Raw genomic sequence first — 21,524 nt, forward strand, 5'->3', positions numbered from 1 at the left:
CGACAGCGTCATCTGTGAAATCTCACGCCGTTTGTGTGCTTTTCGCTAAAGGAAAATACGCCTTGACGGAAAATATGATTGGCATCATATTTAATAGATGACACATAACATATAAATTATTCGAACGGTCCCTCAGGAGTCTCCCCCATGCATTACAAAGTTTTCGGCCGTAAAACCGGCTTGCGGGTTTCCGAACTGGCGTTGGGTGCCGGCAACTTTGGCACCGGCTGGGGTCATGGTGCCGAGCGCGAAGAAGCCAAGCGGATCTTTGATGGTTACCTCGCCGCGGGCGGTAATTTCATCGACACCGCCAACGGCTACCAAGCGGGCCAGTCGGAAGCCATGCTCAGCGAATTCATTGCAGTCGAACGCAACCATCTGGTCATCGCCAGTAAATACACGCTGGGCACGACGCCGGACGCCGGCATTTCCCACACCGGTAATAACCGCAAGAATATGGTTCGCGCCGTTGAAGAGAGCTTGAAGCGGCTGAAAACCGATCACCTGGACCTGTTCTGGGCACACATGAGCGACGGCGTGACGCCGATGGAAGAGATCCTGCGCGGTTTCGACGACCTGGTGCGCGCCGGCAAGATCCATTACGCCGGGCTGTCGAACTTTCCGGCGTGGCGCATCGCCCGCGCCGACCTGTTGGCCGAAGTGCGCGGTTTTGCGCCGATTGCTGCGATCCAGGTCGAGTACAGCCTGGCCGAACGCAGCGCCGAACGCGAACAACTGCCCATGGCTGAAGCCCTGGGCCTGGCCGCGACCCTGTGGTCACCGCTGGGAGGAGGTTTTCTCACCGGCAAATACCGCACTGGCGATGGCGACAACCGCGCCAGCAAACTGGGGATGTTGGTTCACGCCGAGAAAAGCGCCCGCGAGACCGCCCTGCTCGATACCCTGCTGGCCGTCGCCACGGAGCTGGGCGCGAGCCCCACCCACGTGGCCATTGCCTGGTTGCGCGAACAAGCCAGGCGCTCGACCACCACGCTGATTCCGATCCTGGGCTCGCGCACCCGTGAACAACTGGATGCAACCCTGGGGGCGTTGAGCGTAGAACTGGACGAAGAGCATCTGGCGCGGCTCGACGGGGTCAGTGATGTGCCCAAGGGCGTGCCGCACGAATCCATAGCCGGGTCGTTCGCGCGGTTCAGCGGGGGTGTAACCCTGGATCTACCGAAAATTCCGGTGGCCTGACACCGCCCCCTGTAGGAGCGTGTGTTACAGATCGAGCTTATGTTTCGCCGCATACAGGCACAGCATCTCCATCGCCAGCGTCGCCGCCGCCAATGAAGTGATGTCCGCATTGTCGTAGGCCGGCGCCACCTCCACCACATCCATGCCCACCAGGTTGATCCCGCGCAAGCCGCCGAGGATTTCCAGCGCCTGCACGGTACTCAAGCCGCCACACACCGGGGTGCCGGTGCCCGGTGCGAACGCCGGGTCGAGACAATCGATGTCGAACGTCAGGTACACCGGGTTGTCGCCGACCCTTGCACGAATGGCCTCGACGATCGCATCGACGCCACGCCGGTGCACCTGCCGCGCGTCCAGCACCGCAAAGCCCTGGTGATCATCGTTGGTGGTGCGTAAACCGATCTGCACCGAACGTGACGGATCGACCAGTCCTTCCTTGGCCGCATGCCAGAACATGGTGCCGTGGTCGATGCGCTTGCCCTCTTCGTCCGGCCAGGTATCGCTGTGAGCGTCGAAGTGAATCAGCGACAGCGCACCATGCTTGCGCGCATGGGCCTTGAGCAGCGGATAGGTGATGAAATGGTCGCCGCCGAAGGTCAGCATGGCACTGCCCGCATCGAGGATGTGCCCGGCATGGGCTTCGATACGTTCGGGAGTCGACTGCGGCGAACCGTAGTCGAAGTCGCAGTCACCGAAGTCGACCACCGCCAGATGATCGAATGGGTCGAAGGTCCACGGCCAGTGGCGCTCCCAGGCGATCCCGGTGGACGCGGCACGGATTCCCCGGGGACCGAAGCGGGCGCCGGGGCGGTTGCTGGTCGCGGTGTCGAACGGCACGCCGCTGACCGCGACGTCGACGCCGCGCAAGTCGCGGCTGTAGCGTCGACGCATGAAACTTGTGATGCCGGCATAGGTGCTTTCGGCGGCGGTTCCATAAAGGCTGTCACGGGTGATGGCCTGGTCGTTCTGCAGGGGGACGTCCATTGAAGGTTCCTTGTTATTGGCGGCTACGGAAAGTGGTCCACACGCGGGTACGCTGGCGCATGTCCTTGAGGTTCATGCTGCGGTCGGCGTACAGGCGCTGACGGATGTCGGCGGGTGGAAATATGTCCGGGTCGCTGCGCACCGCCTCGTCGACCAGCGGCGTCGCTGCCTGGTTGGCGGTGGCGAAGAACAGTGTGTTGGTAAGCGCGGCGACGGACTCGGGGCGCAACATGAATTCGATGAATTGGCGCGCGGCTTCCGGGTGTGGCGCATCCTTGGGGATCGCCAGGTTGTCCTGCCAAACCAGGGTGCCTTCCTTGGGAATCCGATAGGCGATTTCATAGGGCTTGTTGGCTTTGCGCGCCTGATCGGCAGCCATGCTGGCATCACCGTTGTAAGCCAGGGCCAGGCAGACGCTGCCGTTGGCCAGGTCGTTGATCTGCCGGCCGCTTGCGACATACAGCACCGAAGGCTGTAGTTGATGCAGCAGCGCTTGCGCCGCGTCGAGATCTTTCTTGTCGGTGCTGTAGGGGTCCTTGCCCAGGTAATGCAATGCCAGGCCGATCACTTCCTGCGGCGAGTCGATGATCGCAATGCCGCAGTCCTTGAGCTTGCTGGCGTACTCGGGTTTGAACAGCAGGTCCAGGCTGTTGAGCGGCATGTTCGGGAGGCGCTGTTGTACCGCGTCGACATTCATTCCCAGCCCCAGGGTGCCCCAAGTGTAGGGCACGCCATATTGATTGCCGGGATCGACAGTCGCGAGTTTCTCCAGCAGATCCGGATCAAGGTTGGCGTAGCCCTTCAAGCCTTCGTGGGCGATGGCTTGCAACGCACCGGCCGCCAGGCCACGGGCCAGGACACTGGACGACGGCACCACCACGTCATAGCCACTGCCGCCGGTGAGTAATTTGGTTTCCAGCACTTCCGGCGCATCAAACGTGTCGTAGCGCACGTGAATACCGGTTTCCTGTTCAAAGCGCTGCAGGGTTTCGGGCGCGACGTAATTGGCCCAACTGTACAGATTGACGACTTTGTCCTCGGCCTGAGCCGCGGTGGCCATGGCAACGAACAGCGCGGGAACACACAGCTTGAATAGGCAATTCATGACCAACACCTGACCGGGGAAAGTGGATGCAGGATGCGTCGTCGATTACATTGGTAAAATATAAAGATTGTTAACCTGACATTATCCCGGAGTAATGTTTGATGCTCGGTCAACTGCATGACCTGGACCTTCAATTGCTGCGCCTGTTTGTCAGCGTGGTCGAGTGCGGTGGCTTCAGCGCAGCCCAGGGTGAACTGGGCCTGAGCCAGTCGAGCATCAGCCAGCAAATGGCCCGGCTGGAGACCCGTCTCGGCTATCGCTTGTGCAGCCGTGGCAAGGGTGGCTTTCGGATCACGCCCAAAGGCGAACAATTGCTTAGTGCGACGCGCAGCCTGTTCCAGTCCATCGAGGCGTTTCGTCACCAGTCCAACGGCGTGGCCGGGCGCTTGATCGGCGAGGTGCGCCTGGGCTTGTCCGAAGCGCTCGACCAATCGGTGCTGCAGCGGGTGGCCGAAGCGATCCGGCGCTTTCGCGAGCGTGACGAATCGGTGCGCATCGAGTTGATGAGCGCCATGCCCGGCGACATGGAGCGCTTGCTGTTGCAGCAGCGGCTGGACCTGGCCATCGGCTATTTCTCGCAGATCCAGAGCGCGTTTGACTACCGCGAGCTGTTTACCGAAACCCAGCACCTGTATTGCGCCGTTGGCCATCCCTTGTTCACCGACGAGGCGCCGGATGACCAGGCGCTCCAGGCGTGCGACCGGGTCGATCACCCCTACCGTTTCCTGCGCAGCGACGAGCCCTTTCAAGGCAAGGTCTGCTCGGCGCGCTCGGAGCAGGTTGAAGGCACCCTCGCCTTTATCCTGTCTGGCAAGCATGTGGGATATCTGCCCAGTCATTTCGCCCGCAGTTGGGAGGACAAGGGTTTGCTGCGGCCAGTACGTCGCGACGACTTGAGTTTCGAGGTGGCGTTTCACCTTGCTCGCCATCGCGCGCAGGTACCGGGGGATGCGCAGAAGGCGTTTGAAGAGGACCTGCTCGCGGCGTTTGCCTGAACACTCTGTGCCTTGGGTATGTATCCGTGGCGAGGGGATAAATCCCCTCGCCACAGATAAATCCACCCACCACAGATGAATGCCCTCACTACGGGATTGGGACAATCCCGAGTTTCTGTTTCAAAGTCTTTCTGGCATCCTGCGCCTCCATTTTCTGACCCGGCCCCGCCTCCCGGCACATAAACCACCATGACTTCCCCTGAAAAAACCCCGCGCCACAGTGACCTGCTCTACGGCCTCGACGACCGCCCGCACCTCACCGCCACGGTGTTCGCCGCGCTGCAGCACGTGCTCGCCAGCTTCGTCGGGATCATTACCCCGACACTGATCATGGGCAGTGCCCTGGGCTTGCAGAGCGAAATCCCCTACCTGATCAGCATGGCGCTGTTCGTCTCGGGCCTGGGCACTTTCGTCCAGGCCCGGCGCTTCGGTCCGGTGGGCTCGGGCCTGTTGTGCCTGCAAGGCACCAGTTTCTCGTTCATCAGCGTCATCCTCAGTGCCGGTTTCATGGTCAAGGCCCGGGGCGGCGGCACCGATGAAATCCTTTCGACGATCTTCGGCGTGTGCTTCTTCGCCGCCTTCATCGAAGTGGTGTTGAGCCAGTTCATCGGCAAGCTGCGGATGCTGATCACCCCGGTCGTGACCGGCACCATCATCACCCTGATGGGCCTGTCGTTGATCAAGGTCGCCATGACCGACATCGCTGGCGGCTTCGGCGCCCCCGACCTCGGCGCGGCCAGTCACCTGGGCCTGGCAGCCCTGGTGCTCGGCACCATCGTGATATTGAACCGGGTGGACGTGCCGTTCCTGCGCCTGGGTGCGATTGTCATCGGCCTGACCCTCGGCTACGCCGTCGCCTGGATGCTGGGCCACGTCGATTTCACCAGCTTGCCGGCCGTGCCGCTGATGAGCGTGCCGGTACCGTTCAAGTATGGCTTTGCCTTCGACTGGGTGGCGTTCGTCCCGGTGGCGGTAATTTTCCTGGTGTCGCCGCTGGAAGCGGCCGGTGACCTGACCGCCAACTCGATGATTTCCCGTCAACCGGTCAAAGGCCCGGTCTACATTCGCCGAATCAAATCCGGGCTGCTCGCCGACGGCCTCAACTCAGCCATGGCCGCGGTGTTCAACAGCATGCCGATGGTGACCTTCGCGCAGAACAACGGGGTGATCCAGCTGACCGGCGTGGCCAGCCGCTACGTGGCGTTTTTCATTGCCGGCCTGTTGGTGCTGCTGGGGCTGTTCCCGATGATCGGCGCCGTGCTGCAGCTGATGCCCAAGCCGGTGCTCGGCGGTGCTGAACTGGTGATGTTCGGCACCGTCGCCGTGGCCGGGATCAAGATCCTCGCCGAAGCCGGATTGCATCGACGCAACATGCTGATCGTGGCGATTTCCATCGGCATGGGCCTGGGTGTGGCGGCCGTGCCGGAAGTGTTGCGCGAGCTACCCAAGGCGCTGCATAACATCTTCGAATCGCCGATTACCGTCGGCGCGTTGTGCGCTATCGTGCTGAACATCTTCCTGCCGGAGGAATTCATCGAGCTGGAAGAAGACGATTTCGATCCGGAAGCCTCGATCCTCCAGGTCATGGAAAACCCGGAGGTGCCGGTCAAGTGTTGAACCTGACGCCGGGTTTGGCACGCTCATCCACGGTCAACTCGAACACGTCGGGGCGCGCGTAATGACCGACGACGTCGTAGTCGTAACGCGCGCGGATCAGGTCGTCGGTGTCGATTTGGGCGGTGAGTAATCCGCGCCCTCCCCGCAGCGGCCCGGCGAGTATGTCCCCCATCGGCCCGACGATCACGCTGCCACCGGCAATCAACGGACGGTCCGCCGGCCAATGGGGGATCTCCACGCCCAGGGCCTGCGGTGAGTCCTGGACCTGACAGGCGCTGACCACGAAGCAACGCCCTTCATGGGCGATGTGGCGCATGCTCACCTGCCACATCTCCCGCTCGTCCACCGTGGGTGCGCACCACACCTCCACGCCTTTGGCGTACATCGCGGTGCGCAACAGCGGCATCATGTTTTCCCAGCACACCACCGCGCCGATCCGCCCTACCTGGCTGTCGATCACCGGTAAGGTCGAGCCATCACCCTTGCCCCAGATCAGCCGTTCGGTGCCCGTGGGCATCAGCTTTCGGTGTTTGGCGACCAGTCCAGCCTGCGGATCGAAATACAGCGCGGTGCAGTACAAGGTGCTGCCAGCGCGCTCGATCACACCAATGACCAGATTGGCCCCGGTGCGCGCCGACAGCCCCGCCAGCGCTTCGGTTTCCGCGCCAGGCACATCGATGGCGTTGGCGAAATATCGGGCAAATGCTTCCCGGCCTTCCGGCAGTCGGTAACCCAGTTGCGTGCCGAACCCCTCGCCCTTCGGGTAACCACCCAGCAACGCTTCGGGCATGACCACCAACGCCGCACCGGCTTCAAGGATGGCATTTTCGTACGAGAGAATCTGCTCCAGGGTCTCAGCCTTGCCGCCGGGTAGAGCGCCGATTTGCAGTGCTGCAACGATTGACTTGGGCATTGCGGTAACTCCATTCGAATCGGGTGTTGCTCATTCTCGGATGGCATCGGATCATCAATAAAGCCCAACTCACTGCTAAATGATATGAACCAAATGAATATCGCCACCGTCGACCTTAACTTACTCAAAGTTTTCGAAGCCTTGCACGAAGAGTCCAGCGCCAGCCGCGCGGCGTTGCGCCTGGGCGTCACGCAGTCGGCGGTAAGCGCGGCATTGCGCCGGCTGCGCGAGCTGTATGGCGATCAGTTGTTTGTGCGCACCGGCCGCGGCCTGGCGCCGACGCTCAAGGCTAATCAGTTGAAGCCGGTGGTCAGCGACGCGCTGAACAAATGCCGGCAAAGCCTGGCGATGGTTGACCCGGCGGCCCATCACTACGAAGGGCGCTCGGTCACAGTGGGCATGTCGGATGATTTCGAAATCGCCTACGGTCGCCGTTTGATCGAGGAAATCGCCCGTTGCGCGCCGAAACTGAGGCTGATCTTCCGCCAGACCCACAGTCAGATCGTCGCCCACGCCTTGATGGAACGCAGCATCGATCTGGCAATCACGGCCGGCGGGTTTGCCGAGCGGTTGCTCAGTCGCCAGGTATTGGGTGAAGGCGATTACCTGTGCCTGGTCGACCCGATGAGTCTTGCCGCGGGACAGCAAACCATCGAGCTTGAAGAGTTCGTCACCCGTGAACATATCCTGGTGTCATCGGGTGGCTTTATCGGGATCACTGACGAAGGATTGGCCGCACTGGGCCTTAGCCGCCGGGTGTGCGCTTCGACCACGCATTTCGCCGCGTTGCCGCATCTGCTCAAGGGCAGCCAGGCGGTGGCGACCATCCCAGCCCATGCCGCCCGAAGCATCGCCACGCTCAGCGGCCTGGCACTGCTGCCCTGCCCCTTGGCGTTGCCGCGCTACCCGATTGAAATGGGTTGGCGCACCAGCACCCAGCTCGATCCTGTGGTCGTGAAGGTGCGTGAAGCGATTGCCGCCAGCTTCCTGTAGGAGCGAGCACGCTCGCGAAAAACGTCTGGACAGCGTGGTCTCCCAGAAAGCCCTCGTTATCGTTGACGTCCATCGCGAGCTTGCTCGCTCCTACAGTAGATCGGGTACAGCCGCGAGAAATTATTTGGCGGCCATCAGCCGATTGACTTCACTTCGCACCATGTTCGAGAACTCCGGTGGCGACATGCCATCCAGCTCGGCGCGCACCCACTCGGCCCATTTGCCCTTGCGCTTGGCGCGCTCACCGAACAGACGTGCGGCTTCGCCCTTGGCCTTGCCCAGGTTGTTTTGCCAGAGTTCGAACAGACGGGATTTCTCGTCTTCCAGCGCTGCGCGCTCGGCAAGGGGTTTGTCGGCCAGATTGAAACTCATGGGAAATTACCTGCTGCGTAAATAGGCTACATCTTACACTGTAGGAAGAAATGTCCTGCGCTGGATTTTTCAACAGGATGGCGTCCGCACGCAATGTCACTGCAACTTTTTCTATCGCGGCGGACTCCATTGTTCACTGTCCATTACCTGCAAGGAGTCACCCAATGGCCCGCAAAACCGCCGCACAAGCTGCCGAAGACCAGATCAAGGACCAGGCTTTCAGCGAACTTCAGTCGCTGATCGAAGAGTCGGAAAAACTGCTCAAGAGCAGTGCGTCACTGGTCGGTGAAGAAGCAGACACGCTTCGTGGACAAATCTCCCAGAAACTCCAACAGGCACGGGACTCCGTTACCAGCGTCCGCGCTCGGACCCTGCCGGCGGTCGAAGCCACACAAACCTACATAGGTGGACACCCATGGCAGACCGTGGCCATTTCCGCAGGTTTTGGGTTGGTCGTGGGCTTGTTGTTGGGGCGACGGTAAGCACTACCGGCAAACAACCTCAAAATGAAATGCATTCCTTGTGGGAGCGGGCTTGCTCGCTCCCACAGGTCCACATTTCAATATCTAGTCGCCAGCCAATTCCCGCAAATTCGCCAGCGTATCCGCATCCAGCTGGATGCCGCCCGCGCTGGACTTGGCGCGCTGATGATGACGCCGATCACCCGGTAACCGCTTGAGCCCCACACCGTGCATCTGCCGCACCAACTCCTGGCTGCGCTCGGCAAAGCTCTGCCCGGCCGCCTTGGCCGGATCGATAACGATCAACAGTTGGCCGGTCCACGGAGTCTTGGCCCCCGGGTGGTTCTTCCAGTCGAACTCGAACGAGAAGTTGCCGCCGGTCAACGCCGCCGCCAAGAGCTCCACCATCATCGACAGCGCCGAACCTTTATGGCCACCAAACGGCAGCAACGCGCCTCCCTCCAGAATTGCCTGCGGGTCCTGGGTCGGCTGGCCAAGGCTGTCGACGCCCATGCCCTGCGGCAAACGTTCGCCCTTGCGCGCGGCGATCTGCACATCGCCATGGGCAATGGCGCTGGTAGCCAGGTCGAAGACAATTGGCTCACCGTCTGCCCGTGGGGCGGCGAAGGCAATCGGGTTGGTGCCGAACAGTGGGCGATCGGCGCCGTGTGGCACCACGCAGGTCATGCTGTTGACCACGCTCAACGCCACCAGCCCTTCATAGGCGAACGGCTCGACGTCCGGCCACAACGCCGCGAAGTGATGGGAGTTACGAATCGCCAACACCGCAATGCCGGCACTGCGAGCCTTTTCCACCAGCAAGGCGCGTGCGGCGGCGAGCGCCGGTTGGGCGAAACCATTGCCGGCATCCACCCGGACAAAACCCGAGGCCACGTCCTCGACCACAGGCACGGCCTGGCCATTGACCCAGCCGCTCTTGAGCGTGGACACATAACCGGGCATGCGGAACACGCCATGACTGTGGGCACCATCGCGCTCGGCACCGGCGCAGTTGAGGGCCAGTGTCCTGGCAACCTCGTTGGAGGTGCCGTGCCGAACGAAAATGCGTTCGAGCAACAGGACGAGAGAATCGAAATCCAGGGTTGAGTTGGCCGAACTGACTGCCATTTCAGGCGAAGCGGTCATCTGAAGCTCCAGTTTTATTGTTAGAGGCGGGCGACATGTCGATTAAGCGCTTTCTTACCGGCGTCCTGTCAAGTCTCTCGCGCAAGCAATATGTACCGCACCCAACCTGATCCCGCTCCCTATTGTCGCCCCTCGATTCAACGACCTGCGCCGAACAGTGTCGCAGTCCAACGAGGAAGCATCATGACAATACCTGCATTGCCGTATTTTTTTGACGAGGCTGAGCGCGCGTCCAGTGCCAGGCAACCCGGCGAGCGGGAAAATGCGCTGGGCTTTACCCTGGACGATCTGAGTTGGCTGAAGACGGTTTACCTGCCGACCCAGGCAGCCCGCAAAAGCCATGTAAAACCGATGCAGGTCTTCAATCTGCTGTTGTCTTTGACCGACAAGGCCGACATCCCGTTGGCCGGCAGCTTTGCCATGAGCCGACCCGGCAATGGCGAGGTCACGCTCTACACACCGTGGAAAGGCTTGATCAAATTCGCGGACATGATCGACCTCAAAAGCAAACTTGAAGAGTGGTTGGCGCAGGCCACTGGACAACGTGAACTGTTGCGTTTCCTCTCCATCGAACAACGCATGGCCGCCGTCGCAGCACGCGATATTTCCACCCGCGAAATCGACGGTGCCGTGTTTGAAGATCAGGAACTCACGCTCAAGCAACAGCAGGAACACAACCTGAAGGCGATGATCGACGAATTGGTCAAGATGCCCACCTTGCAATCAATGCTGGACGACACCCTCAAGCACTCGCTGTACAAGTCGTTCCCCAAACTCGACCAGCGCCTGACGCAGCTGAAAAGCTTTGTCGGTACAGGTTCTGCGTTTGATGACGGCAAATCGACGCATACGGTTGCCTCGATGCCATTGAGCAGCGCGCTGCTGGTTTTTTACCTGACGAACCAGTGGCCAAGGGGCGACTCCCGGGTGTTTGCACACCCCGAGCACGTCATCAGCAGCGAAGCCGACAACCAGGCCTGGGAAAGCGCAATAAAAGAAATCGCGCAGAGTCTCACCCCGCACCTGCACAGCCTGCTTGCGACGTTCTGGAACACGCCCATGGCCAATGGCTTGTCGCGACAGGCGTTTTTCGCCGAGAGCTTGCGTGACACTTTTCACGCGAGACTGTTACACCAGCGTCAGCAGGGCACTTTGACCACAGAGCAATACCAGCGACTGATGAATGTCAGCCTCGCCCCCGCCTCGATTGACCCTCTTCGCATAGAAAAAGTACGGGTCACCGCCCCCTTCAAACATTTTGCGGAGCTTGCCTCGACCTTGATGATTGGCGGCGCCAACTCGTTGGGTTTCCTGTACAGCCCGTCCCGAGGCATCGAGGCCTCAAGCGACCTGCCCGCGGTGAAAAAAATCGTCCTGCAGATGCTCGAAAGCGAGGGGCATGAAGACACATTGCTCAATTTCATGTCATTGGACGAACGCAGTACCTTTCTGGGTCTGCAACCGAACGAACGGGTGATCATCGGTGAGCCCATCGTCGGCTCGGTGTTTACTCGCTTGATGCATGACATCGTGGATAAACAACGGCAAAACCTCAGCCATGCGTTGAGCCGTTACCGTGAAAGCGAAGGCATGCTGGACCCTCACGCCCTGCTCGACAACGCCCTGGACGTCCGGGGATTGATCGATCACCGCTTGCTGCTGGCTGAAGCCCAGGGACGCTGGAGCACACGGCCGGACCGCGGCATTAACGCGCGACCGGCCACCGTGCGCGCCGAGTCGGCTAAACAGGAGCTGTCGCTGCTGAATTCGGTCGAACAGGCGCTCGATCAACTTCTTGAAAAACACCCGGCCATTCCCACGGCGACCCGCACGTTCACCGATGCGCGAAACCTGGTCAACCTGTCGCTGGCGAGTTTGCAATCGAGTTTTACCCATACCCTGTCAACGGCCCTGCGCAGTGAACTGAAGCTACGCACCGTCTCGCGCACCCTGGGTGCGTCAGAACGGGCGATCATCAAAACCGTGCTCGATACGCCCATACACTCGCAGCGAGCAGCATTGAACGGCTTTTTACCGGAAGTCTTTGCCTTGGCGTTGAAGGCTGGCACCACTGCAACCCCGCTGAAACTGGCCAGCTGTTTTGTCTTGACTGAACGCGGTGGCCTGGATCCGGTGCACTCGGGCAAAGCCATTCTGTGGACGCCAGCACTGGGATTCGAAGCCTTCAAGGCACTGACGCCGCTAAAGGACGAGCTCGAACGACGCCTGGAAAACGAAAATCATCGTTTTATGCTCTTGGAAAACCTCGGCCGCAGCGAGCGGTCGCCGGGCAAAGTCTACACGCTGGCGCCGCTGCAACGGATTCATGGGCATTTTCTCGACCATGTGCAAAAGCCCTTTGTTGATCTGGACCAAGCCTTCGTCACCCGTGCACTGACCACCCCACTCTCCCCCGCGCCGCTGGCCAACCTGTTGAATCTGGTAGCCCTGCGTGAGCCGATGACTGGCCTCGGTCGCGCGACCGACATTGCCCAGTCCCTGGCCACCCAGCAAAAACTGCCGGCGTGGCTGGCCAAGGCGTCGATCAATGAGCTGATCCTGCATGGCGAACTGCTTGAGCAATACCTGAAAAACGTAAAGGACGACCAGGATTACCTCACCGGCATCCGCTCATTGCAGCGCACTGCCCACCATGAACTGGAAAAACAACTCAAGGCAGACAACTTCAACATCGACCCCGACAAGGTCCAGGTCGAGATCAGCGCGAGTGCCAGGACTGCATCCAGCAGCCAGACCCTGACCGATTTTGCGTTGGCTCACCTCAAGGATCTGGACACCGTCCACCTCAAACTGACGTCCCTGGACACCACGGTCATTGCGCAAGGCTTCGACGAACGCTACATCAAAGACCTGATACGCAATCTGAAACCGGGTGAGCATCAGCGGAAAATACTCAGCGCAGCCCTCGCCGATACAGAGGCAAACAGGGTTCGCCGGCAGCGTTTCTACACGCAGCTGCCCTGGCAACTGATGCACCACGCCCATGAAGAAAAACTGCAGGAGCGCTTGAGCGAAACCGGTTTTGACCTTGTCCGCCAAGTCATGGACATGCCGGACGCCATCGCCCGAGCCGCCGTCGAAGGTGCCCACGCCATCATTCGGCCGTTGGAGTTCCTCGGTGTCAGTAGCGGCCAAACCGTAAAGGTGCCAGGCATCTACCTGATCGGTTCATCGGCAGACAGCACAGCGCCGCAGGTGCTGTTGGCCCCTCACAGTCCTCGGCACGGGATGAAGGAATACGCAAGCGAAGCCCAGTTGTTGGCCGAACTGAAGACACGCGGCCCACTGCTCGATTGGATACTCATGAACCTGGAGAACCCCGAGCGGATCTTGCTGGAGACGCGGATGGCAACGTCCAGCAACCGGGCGACAAGAGCCGCGCCGGTGGCCTCGGGCAATACCAGAGCCGAAGTCACGCTGGCATCCAACCCCATCAAGGGGCACCTGTTCGGTCAATTGTTCCATGACAATGCCGCGTTGTTGGGCCGATTGCTCGGTTGTCAGTCCGATGACAGAAAGCAGGGTGAATGGGCAACCATCAAGCACGTTCTGGGTGAAGACCTGCACGAGGCCTACTCGTTTTTCATGGGCAAGCTGGCCTACCCTGTCACGGTGTACTACAGCTACCGTGACATCAAGCAATCCGCTGAAGACCTGCAAACGCATAAATGGTCGGCGGCCATCAAGGCGTTCATCAGCGGCATTGCTCAACTCGCGTCGTTGCGCCAATCGCTGGACATTCCCGCAGCGCCGACTTCCAGGTCGATCGTTGCGCTGCAAGAAAAACCTGAAGCCGCCTGTAAATGGCAGGACATCAAGGTCACCGCCCCCGAACGCACTGGCCTGAAGCGCCATGAACGTCTGCACGTCGACCTGGCTACGCTCAAGCCCGACTCAACACCCGGGCTCTACGCGCACCCGACGACCCGGCAACTTTACGCGCCGGTGGAAGGCAAGGTATTCGCGGTGGCCAAACGCGGCACCCGCTGGCGCATCGCCGACACACAGGCGCTCGGCCCTTATCTACGGCAAAACGAAGCGAAACAATGGGTGCTCGACCGGGCTGTACCCACACCGCAATTTGGCCTCATCCGCCGACTGGATGCGCTGGCAGCGGCCTGGGACGGCATGAACATCGACGCCCATGGAATGGCGCAAATACGACGCCTTTTCCCGCTCAAGGCCCGACAAATCGACGAAGCGCTGGACCTGGCAACGAGCTATGCCTGGAACAGTGTTCAAAACCTGCAGTTGCTGAAGAACGCCAACGACACGACCACCCCCGTGCACCAACTCATCAAGCGTTTCCTCGACGTGCCAGAAGTACTGCCCGCACATGTGGAAAAGCTGGAAAAAGTCGTGGGCGACATGTTCGCCGCCTTGTTGGACCCTTCCCTCAGAAAGGCCAAGTCCGATCGTTTTGTCGTCGGCAGGGTAATCGAAGGCGCCGAGAATACATTCGGTTTTGTCGTCCCGAAGGACATAAAAAAGAAAATCTATCTGGGAGAAAAGTTCTTTGACACCGGTTACGAGCACTACCGCCAACACCTTACCGACAAGACCTTCCCGATCAGTACGCATGCACGGGCGACGACTCTCCTGCATGAACTTTCACACATCGTTTGTCAGACCGAGGACATTTCCTACATGGACCCTGGTAGACCTTTCGCCGATCTGATCGGCACTGCCAGCGGGACCGCCAGCCAGCTCAAAAATGCGCTGACCAGTGTTCAGGACGCCGCGTTGTCGATCAAGACACCCTACACACAACTGTTCATGACCCAGGATCCCGACACCGGCGAATGGGAAGACCCGGGAAGTTCTTCTTTGGAAGATACCGGTCGGGTAAAAGCGCATATTCTGGCGTTGACGGGCGCAAAAAACCTGAGCGGTGCCCGTGAGATCTTCAAAAAAAACTCACTGACTCGCCTGGCGGTACAACTTGGCAATGCTGACAGCGTGGCCTGGTTAATCAGTCAACTCGGGCGGGAGCTTCACACCCACACGCCTTGATTCAGAAAATAAACCGTCGTTTGATGGGTAAATGCCATGACGGCTGTTTTCGCAAGCTGCCCTCAAGGTTAGAATGCGGGAAATCAGGATGAGTCAATGACCGACACCCCTCTCTCGCAAGCCCAGTTTGACGCCATCACCGAAGCCGCCGCGCATTGGTGCATGCGCCTGCATGAACCTGACTGCACCGTTGAAGAGCGGCAGGCATTCGAGCAGTGGCTGGATGTTCATCCACTGCATCTGGTCGAGTACGAGGCCATGCTGGAAATCTGGGAAGTTGCAGGCGATCTTCCGCGACCAGACTCCAGCATTGCGCCAATGGTGCGCCGCACCCGGACGTCCTGGCGCACTGTCGGCATGGCGGCGGCCGTTTGTGCATTGGCGTTGCCTTTGGCGGCGTACAGCGGCTGGAACCTGGGGTGGCTGCCCAATTCGTATCAACACTTCGAGGCGACCGACAGTGTGCGTCAGGTCACCTTGAACGACGGCAGCCAGGTCGAACTGAACCTGGGCAGCGAGTTGACCTACAGCAATTACAAGGATCGACGCCAGGTCACCCTGGGAAAAGGCGAAGCGTTCTTCAGCGTCAGCCACGACACGTCGCACCCATTCGTCGTCAAGGCGTCCGAAGGCCGAATCCGGGTCACCGGGACAAAATTCAACGTCTGGATGTATGAAGACCAGGTGAAGGTAAACCTGGTCGAAGGCTCGGTACTGGTCAGCAGCAACGATGACCTGTCGGGGGATGGCTTGAGGCTCGGCCCTTCGATGCAAGCGAGCTATCGCCACGGCGACCACGTTCCGCGGATCAGCCAGACCTACGACAACGACAACTCGCTGGCCTGGCGCAACGGCAAACTGGTGCTCGACGACCTGGCGCTCAGCGATGCCCTGCCATTGATCAACCGCTACCTTGAAAACCCCTTGATGGTCGCCGACAACAGCACCGGCGCGATCCGCATCGGCGGCATCTACAACATCAAGGAGCTTGATACCCTGGTGACGTCCCTGCCCAAGGTGCTGCCGGTCTACCTGACCCGCAACAAGGACGGCAACCCGGTCCTCAACTCCATTCCGCAGCAAGCCCCGAAAAGCTGAAGGCCGCAGCCCTCGCGGCTGCGGCCTTCACGCTTCGATCAATCCGTCTTCAGCTTACTGGGTGACCACCCTGGCGTCCTGTTCACGGATGGTCTGGGCCTGATAGTCCGGGTCCGCCAGGATCTGTTGCTCGGTGAACGGCAACACACTGAGCTGCTTCTTCGAAAAAGCCAGCGTCTGGTCCCGCGAGTATTTCGAGGCTGGATCGCTCGACAGCGAAAATGCCAGCAGCCCCTTGGCCTGCGGGCCCTTTTCATCGAACGTCACCACTTGCAGGTAGCTGGTGCCGCTGACCACTTCGCGTTTGCCGTCGGTCCTGGGCACGCTCTGGATGGCGTTGTAGACGCCCAACGTACCCGGCCCGCCATGGATCGGCGTTTGCTCCCCACCGCTGCTGACCACTTGGACATCGCCCCAGCGGGCATCTTTCCTGAGCCCTGACGCCTGGACCTGCTCTACCGATGCCAGCATCGCTTGGCGCAACGCCTGCGCCACCTGTGGACGATCAACCGCCACGCCTCTCGGCGTGTGTTGCGGGTCCAGCGGATCGAACGCCACGCGCCAGGCATCGGGCACCTGATCCAGCGCCTCCATGACATTCTGGAAATGCACGAAGCCCATGCCGCTGTCGAGGTTGGCCTTGCGATCCCAGGCCTTGAGACTGGCACACAGCGGCGCCAGCGCCTGCGCATCGGCCCCCAGGTCGGCCGCGCAGAATTGCAACAGGTCCGGCATCACTTGCGCCGCCTGATACACCTGGTCATCCAGCACCATCTGTTGCAGATCCGCCGCCGCGATCGGCCCGGACTGGGCCAGTGAACCCAAGCGATCCAGGGCGAACCGCGCGCGCAGCCCCAAGGGTTGGCCGTCCTGGCTGATCAATGGCGAGAACCCGGTGAGCGGCTGCGCCGGGTTGGCCAGCCAAGCCGAATCATTGGAATGCTGCACGAAGTCCTTGCGCAGCAATTGCGGCAATTGGCTTGCGGCATAAATGCCTTTTTGTGCGGCGTGCGGGTCGATGTCCCAGGCGCAGGCGCTGTTTGAACCGTCGAGGATGATCATCTGCAAGCCGATTCGTGGATCACTGCACTGCGCGAGTTTTTCGTTGCTCACGTTCGGCACCACCGACAGGTTCATGTACAGCGTCTGGCCCTGATCGTCCGCCGCCAGGGTGTTGACCCACGGGATGCCCTGGATTTCATGGACCGAAGCCTGGAACTCCTTGAGGCTGCCGGCACGGTTCATGGCGTACCACTGCTGCAACACCCGGTCATTGTCCAGGTTGGCATCGCGCAAGCTATAGGCGAATTGATTATCCCAATCCAGCTTGCCCGGCCATTGCACAATCGGGCCAAATTGCGAGCTGTACACCACGTGGGACACCGCTTTGACCGTGCCATCCGGCTGTTTGAGGTCAACCGTCAGCGTCTGTTTGTGCATTGGCAGGGATTGGCCATCGAGCAGGTAACGGGTCGGATCCTTGGGATCGAGCTGCAGTCGATACAGCGTGAAGTGTTTGGACGAATCCACCGTGTGGGTCCAGGCCAGGTGCTGGTTGAAGCCGATATTGATCAACGGCAATCCAGGCAATGCGGCGCCCATGACGTCCAGTTTGCCAGGGATGGTCAGGTGCATCTGGTAGAAACGCATCCCGCCGACCCACGGAAAATGCGGGTTGGCCAGCAACATGCCGCGTCCGTTGAAGGAACGCTCGCTGCCCACCGCCACCGCGTTGCTGCCGCGATCGAGGGCAAAGCGCTGCAAGCGTAAAGCGGCCACCTGGAATGAAGCCTGCTCATGGCCAGTTGCCGCGACCGCGGCCGGCGGCGTCGCACCCGCCAGGGCTTCGGCGAACTGCCCGACGCCGCCCTCGACCAGCAAGCGCCGGGTCAGCTTGACCAGATCCATCGCGGTGATGTCCCGCACCCAATCGCCCTGGCACTGCGGCGGCAGGCCCCGCGCCCGACGCTCGTCCAGGGAACGGTTGTAACCGGCCACATAACCTTCCATCAGCTGCCGCACTTCGAGGGGTTGCGCCTGCCAGAAAGCATCGACCGCCTGCGGGGTGTTCAACCAGGTGAAAAACAGATCGCTGACGCGGTTTTCACGCCCTTCGACGGTGGACGGGTCCGGACCGAAGAACCGTGAACGTTGACCGTTCACCGTGGCGATCTCGTTGGCCAGCAAACACAGGTTATCCTGAGCGTAGGCATAGCCGATGCCGTAACCGAGCCCCCGCTCGTTTTCGGCTCGAATATGCGGCACACCGAAACTGGTGCGGCGGATATCGGCACTCGCCTGCCCAGGCAGGTTGTGTGCGTTCGCCGCAAGGCTCAGCCCGAGAAATACACCCGCCAGGCTTATCCTGGCTAACTGGCTGGAAATAATCACACTCGCTCCTGATCGAAAAACGATGGTCACAGTTCTGCGTACAGACTGCGCATCCTGTTAGGGACGAAGCAAACGACGAAAATTTAGGAGAATGGATGGCGGTCGCGGACCGCATTTCAACGCCACCTTACACAGTGGTCACATCATGACGACGAAATTTCTACATTTAAGTCTTCATGATTTGGGTCGCTCATGCGTCTGTAAGGCAAGAGCGCCCAATTTTTCCCGATCAGGCTCTGAAAAGGAGTTTTTGCAATGTACAACTCGCAACTGCCAACGGACGGTAGCAAAGCGCCAAAGGGCACTTCCATTGGGGTCGGTGTTTTCGACCAGCGTACCGAGCGCCACGGCAACGAGCGCATCCGCATCCTGCTCAAGAGCTTTGGCCTGCGAACCAGTCTGATTCGCCTGAAAGTCATCGACGCCTTGCTGTCGGCCGCCGAGAACGACCGCAGCCTGGGCGTGCGCGGCGTGCACACGCAGTTGCTGGAACTGGATATTCCCTTATCGTTCCTGAGTGTGCGCGAAGTGTTGAAACGCCTGTGCAGCGAAGGCGTGATTGTCCTCAATGCGGACAAGAGCTACAGCCTCCACCCACGCGCCGTCGCCCTGCTGCACCACGACTGATCGAGCCAGGCCCGGCGCGTCGCTCAGGGCTTGACCTTGCGGCGCATCATGCCGTTGACGACCACCACGACCACCGCCACGCCAATGGCGATGTACTGGAACAGTTTTTCACTGATGACACCGGTGTTCTGCAAATACGAAAGGCCAAACATGATTCCCAGTACCACGAGGGAGATCAGAATCGAGTATTTCAAACGTTGCGATTGAGTCATTGGTAATTCCTGAAGCTGAAAATATGTATCCGCTGTGTATCCATCAAACGGGGGCTTATGTTACAGCCGATGAAGATTTTTAGCTTTATCGCGGCGAAGGCGGCCTGACAGCCGCCCCATGTGTGATCGTACCCATGCTCTGCGTGGGAGTTCCTCCAGGGACGCTCGGCGTTCCGCTGACGACGCATGACGTGAGCCGTGTGCAACGGGTGCGGCCGCCAACCTGACAAACTTGTCATCTTCCCCTCATCCGCCTGACAACTTTGATCTACGATAATAAGGCCAAGCAACTCGGTAGCACTTCGAAACACACTCGCAGCGCCTACCCGCAAAAAACCCTCAAAATATGATTTTCGCCCGCAACCCGAGACCCTTCCCTCATGCGAACTCATTTACGTCTGGCTGCCTTGGGCGCCCTGTTGATTTCCTCCCTGGCCCAAGCCGCCGACCTGATCCCGATCGAGGTCCATCGTGATGCCAATTGCGGTTGCTGCAAGAAATGGATCAGCCATCTCGAAGCCAATGGCTTCAAGGTAGAAGACCACGTCGAAAGCAACATGAGCGAGTTCAAGCAACAACACGGCGTACCACCGCGCCTGGCCTCGTGCCACACCGGCTTGATCAACGGCAAATTCGTAGAAGGCCATGTGCCAGCCGATCAAGTACTGGCCCTGAGCAAACGCGATGACCTGTTGGGTGTTGCCGCCCCTGGCATGCCCATGGGCTCGCCGGGCATGGAAATGGACGGCATGAGCGATGCCTATCAGGTGATCGGCCTGAAAAAGGACGGTACGGATGTGGTGGTGGCGGACTACCCCGCCCATTGATTTTCACTGCCTGCTTCGGCTTGTTCCTGGCGGCATTCGGTGCCGCGACTTTACTGCCGCTGCAGTCCGAAGCAGTGCTGGTCGGGCTGATACTCAGCGATCGGTACTGGCTGTGGTTGCTGCTGGCTGTCGCCACGCTGGGCAACGTCCTCGGTTCAGTGGTGAACTGGTGGCTGGGGCGCGCCATCGAGCGCTTTCGGGACCGGCGCTGGTTCCCGGTCAGCGCCAGGCACCTGGAAAACGCCCGTCGTCACTATCAACGTTACGGCCACTGGTCGTTACTGCTCAGTTGGCTGCCGGTGATCGGAGACCCACTGACCCTGGTGGCCGGCGTCATGCGCGAGCCGCTGGGGCGTTTCCTGTTGATCGTGACCCTGGCCAAGGGCGCCCGTTATGGCGCAGTGGCGTTGGCCACCCTGGGGTGGATGAGTTGAACCAAGTGCCGCGGCGATTGCCTGTTTAATGTCGCCCTAATCGTGCCGATCCAGCATCGGCGGATTTTCAACGGAGTTCATCCATGCCCCTTACCCGCTCATGCTGGCTGCCCGGCCTGCTGCTGACCGCCGCCATGCCCGCCATCGCTGCCGAGGGCCCGGTCTACGGACCGGAGCTGCAAGGCTTCGAATACCCCTACACCCTCAAGCATTTTGCGTTCGAGTCCCAGGGCAAATCCCTGCAAATGGGCTACATGGACGTGGCAGCCCATGGCAAGGCCAACGGCCGCAGCGTGGTGCTGATGCACGGCAAGAACTTCTGCGGCGCCACCTGGGAAACCTCGATCAAGGCCCTGAGCGACGCCGGCTACCGGGTCATTGCCCCGGATCAGATCGGTTTCTGCACGTCCAGCAAACCGGACAATTATCAGTACACCTTCCAGCAACTGTCGAGCAACACCCAGCAACTGCTCAAGGCCCTCGGCATCCAGAAAGCCAGCTTGCTCGGACATTCCACCGGCGGCATGCTCGCCACCCGCTATGCGCTGCAATACCCCGAACAGGTCGACCAGCTTGCGATGGTGAACCCGATCGGCCTGGAAGACTGGAAAGCCCTCGGCGTGCCTTATCGCACCGTCGATCAATGGTATGAGCGCGAACTGAAGGTGACAGCCGAAGGCATCCACGACTACCAGCGCAACACCTATTATGATGGCCGCTGGAAACCCGAATTCGACCGCTGGGTAGACATGTACGCCGGCATGGCCAAGGGCCCTGGAAAAAACCAGGTCGCCTGGAACTCGGCTTTGATCTACGACATGATTTTCACCCAACCGGTCTACTACGAGTTCAAGGACCTGAAGGTGCCGACCTTGCTGCTGATCGGCACCGCCGACACCACGGCGATCAACAAGGACATCGCGCCCCCCGAGGTCAAGGCGAAAATCGGTCATTACGACTTGCTCGGCAAGCAGGTGGCGAAACTGATTCCCCAATCGACCCTGGTCGAATTCCCCGGCATGGGGCACGCGCCGCAGATGGAAGAGCCGGCGCAATTTCACAAGGCCTTGCTTGGCTGGCTGGACAAAACCAACCCCGTTCCTTGATGAGGTAAG

At 60.2% G+C, this 21,524-nt stretch carries 18 protein-coding genes; 11 read left to right on the forward strand and 7 right to left on the reverse strand.

Features of this window, described 5'->3' with window-relative positions; translation table 11 throughout:
• The first annotated feature begins 147 nt into the window (after positions 1–147).
• Positions 148–1,200, forward strand: coding sequence for an aldo/keto reductase (locus PG5_RS10855; protein WP_020797170.1), 1,053 nt, complete (start codon positions 148–150; stop codon positions 1,198–1,200).
• A 24-nt stretch (positions 1,201–1,224) separates the two neighbouring features.
• Here the strand turns inward: PG5_RS10855 and speB are convergent, their stop codons facing one another.
• Complete coding sequence (gene speB / locus PG5_RS10860; protein WP_020797171.1) at positions 1,225–2,184, reverse strand: agmatinase; 960 nt, start codon at positions 2,182–2,184, stop codon at positions 1,225–1,227.
• A gap of 13 nt (positions 2,185–2,197) precedes the next feature.
• A complete protein-coding gene (locus PG5_RS10865) occupies positions 2,198–3,289 on the reverse strand; it encodes a polyamine ABC transporter substrate-binding protein (RefSeq protein ID WP_020797172.1) in 1,092 nt (363 codons plus the stop codon).
• A 101-nt stretch (positions 3,290–3,390) separates the two neighbouring features.
• Between PG5_RS10865 and PG5_RS10870 the strand changes: the two genes are divergently transcribed.
• Both PG5_RS10870 and PG5_RS10875 read left to right on the forward strand, forming a co-directional pair.
• Positions 3,391–4,284, forward strand: coding sequence for a LysR family transcriptional regulator (locus tag PG5_RS10870; RefSeq protein ID WP_042955335.1), 894 nt, complete (start codon positions 3,391–3,393; stop codon positions 4,282–4,284).
• Positions 4,285–4,473: 189 nt separating this feature from the next.
• Positions 4,474–5,901, forward strand: coding sequence for a nucleobase:cation symporter-2 family protein (locus PG5_RS10875; RefSeq protein ID WP_020797175.1), 1,428 nt, complete (start codon positions 4,474–4,476; stop codon positions 5,899–5,901).
• Here PG5_RS10875 and PG5_RS10880 read toward each other — a convergent pair.
• On the reverse strand, positions 5,891–6,814 hold the full coding sequence (locus PG5_RS10880; RefSeq protein WP_020797176.1) for a carbon-nitrogen hydrolase family protein: 924 nt from the start codon (positions 6,812–6,814) through the stop codon (positions 5,891–5,893). The genes PG5_RS10875 and PG5_RS10880 overlap by 11 nt on opposite strands.
• 84 nt (positions 6,815–6,898) lie before the next feature.
• Between PG5_RS10880 and PG5_RS10885 the strand changes: the two genes are divergently transcribed.
• On the forward strand, positions 6,899–7,807 hold the full coding sequence (locus tag PG5_RS10885) for a LysR family transcriptional regulator (RefSeq protein WP_042955336.1): 909 nt from the start codon (positions 6,899–6,901) through the stop codon (positions 7,805–7,807).
• A gap of 120 nt (positions 7,808–7,927) precedes the next feature.
• On the opposite strand, the gene PG5_RS10890 is transcribed toward PG5_RS10885, so the two are convergent.
• On the reverse strand, positions 7,928–8,179 hold the full coding sequence (locus tag PG5_RS10890) for a hypothetical protein (RefSeq protein WP_008061409.1): 252 nt from the start codon (positions 8,177–8,179) through the stop codon (positions 7,928–7,930).
• Positions 8,180–8,343: 164 nt separating this feature from the next.
• On the opposite strand from PG5_RS10890, the gene PG5_RS10895 reads away from it, so the two are divergent.
• The gene (locus PG5_RS10895; RefSeq protein WP_020797178.1) at positions 8,344–8,661 is read left to right on the forward strand and encodes a YqjD family protein; all 318 of its coding nucleotides are present in this window, start codon (positions 8,344–8,346) and stop codon (positions 8,659–8,661) included.
• 84 nt (positions 8,662–8,745) lie between these two features.
• Here PG5_RS10895 and PG5_RS10900 read toward each other — a convergent pair whose 3' ends face one another.
• Positions 8,746–9,786 (reverse strand): Ldh family oxidoreductase, encoded by a 1,041-nt coding sequence (locus PG5_RS10900; RefSeq protein ID WP_020797179.1) that lies wholly within the window; start codon positions 9,784–9,786, stop codon positions 8,746–8,748.
• Positions 9,787–9,969: 183 nt separating this feature from the next.
• Between PG5_RS10900 and PG5_RS10905 the strand changes: the two genes are divergently transcribed.
• Both PG5_RS10905 and PG5_RS10910 read left to right on the forward strand, forming a co-directional pair.
• A complete protein-coding gene (locus PG5_RS10905) occupies positions 9,970–14,820 on the forward strand; it encodes a dermonecrotic toxin domain-containing protein (protein WP_020797180.1) in 4,851 nt (1,616 codons plus the stop codon).
• A 96-nt stretch (positions 14,821–14,916) separates the two neighbouring features.
• Positions 14,917–15,918 (forward strand): FecR family protein, encoded by a 1,002-nt coding sequence (locus PG5_RS10910; protein WP_020797181.1) that lies wholly within the window; start codon positions 14,917–14,919, stop codon positions 15,916–15,918.
• 54 nt (positions 15,919–15,972) lie between these two features.
• Here the strand turns inward: PG5_RS10910 and PG5_RS10915 are convergent, their stop codons facing one another.
• Positions 15,973–18,309 (reverse strand): acylase, encoded by a 2,337-nt coding sequence (locus tag PG5_RS10915; RefSeq protein ID WP_020797182.1) that lies wholly within the window; start codon positions 18,307–18,309, stop codon positions 15,973–15,975.
• A 255-nt stretch (positions 18,310–18,564) separates the two neighbouring features.
• Between PG5_RS10915 and PG5_RS10920 the strand changes: the two genes are divergently transcribed.
• On the forward strand, positions 18,565–18,936 hold the full coding sequence (locus PG5_RS10920; protein ID WP_020797183.1) for a hypothetical protein: 372 nt from the start codon (positions 18,565–18,567) through the stop codon (positions 18,934–18,936).
• Positions 18,937–18,959: 23 nt separating this feature from the next.
• Here PG5_RS10920 and PG5_RS10925 read toward each other — a convergent pair whose 3' ends face one another.
• On the reverse strand, positions 18,960–19,148 hold the full coding sequence (locus tag PG5_RS10925) for a hypothetical protein (RefSeq protein WP_020797184.1): 189 nt from the start codon (positions 19,146–19,148) through the stop codon (positions 18,960–18,962).
• Between the two features lie 380 nt (positions 19,149–19,528).
• Here PG5_RS10925 and PG5_RS10935 point away from each other — a divergent pair, with 380 nt between their 5' ends.
• The 3 genes from PG5_RS10935 to PG5_RS10945 all read left to right on the forward strand — a co-directional run bounded on the left by PG5_RS10935 (position 19,529) and on the right by PG5_RS10945 (position 21,515).
• Positions 19,529–19,975, forward strand: coding sequence for a DUF411 domain-containing protein (locus PG5_RS10935; protein ID WP_020797185.1), 447 nt, complete (start codon positions 19,529–19,531; stop codon positions 19,973–19,975).
• Complete coding sequence (locus PG5_RS10940) at positions 19,975–20,409, forward strand: YqaA family protein (protein WP_033040427.1); 435 nt, start codon at positions 19,975–19,977, stop codon at positions 20,407–20,409. The genes PG5_RS10935 and PG5_RS10940 overlap by 1 nt, the downstream gene beginning before the upstream one ends.
• 83 nt (positions 20,410–20,492) lie before the next feature.
• Positions 20,493–21,515 carry an alpha/beta fold hydrolase gene (locus PG5_RS10945; protein WP_020797187.1) on the forward strand — a complete coding sequence of 341 codons (1,023 nt, stop codon included), beginning with the start codon at positions 20,493–20,495 and terminating at the stop codon, positions 21,513–21,515.
• Positions 21,516–21,524 lie beyond the last annotated feature (9 nt).

The sequence above is a fragment of the Pseudomonas sp. G5(2012) genome, assembly GCF_000408945.1.
Taxonomy (GTDB): domain Bacteria; phylum Pseudomonadota; class Gammaproteobacteria; order Pseudomonadales; family Pseudomonadaceae; genus Aquipseudomonas; species Aquipseudomonas umsongensis.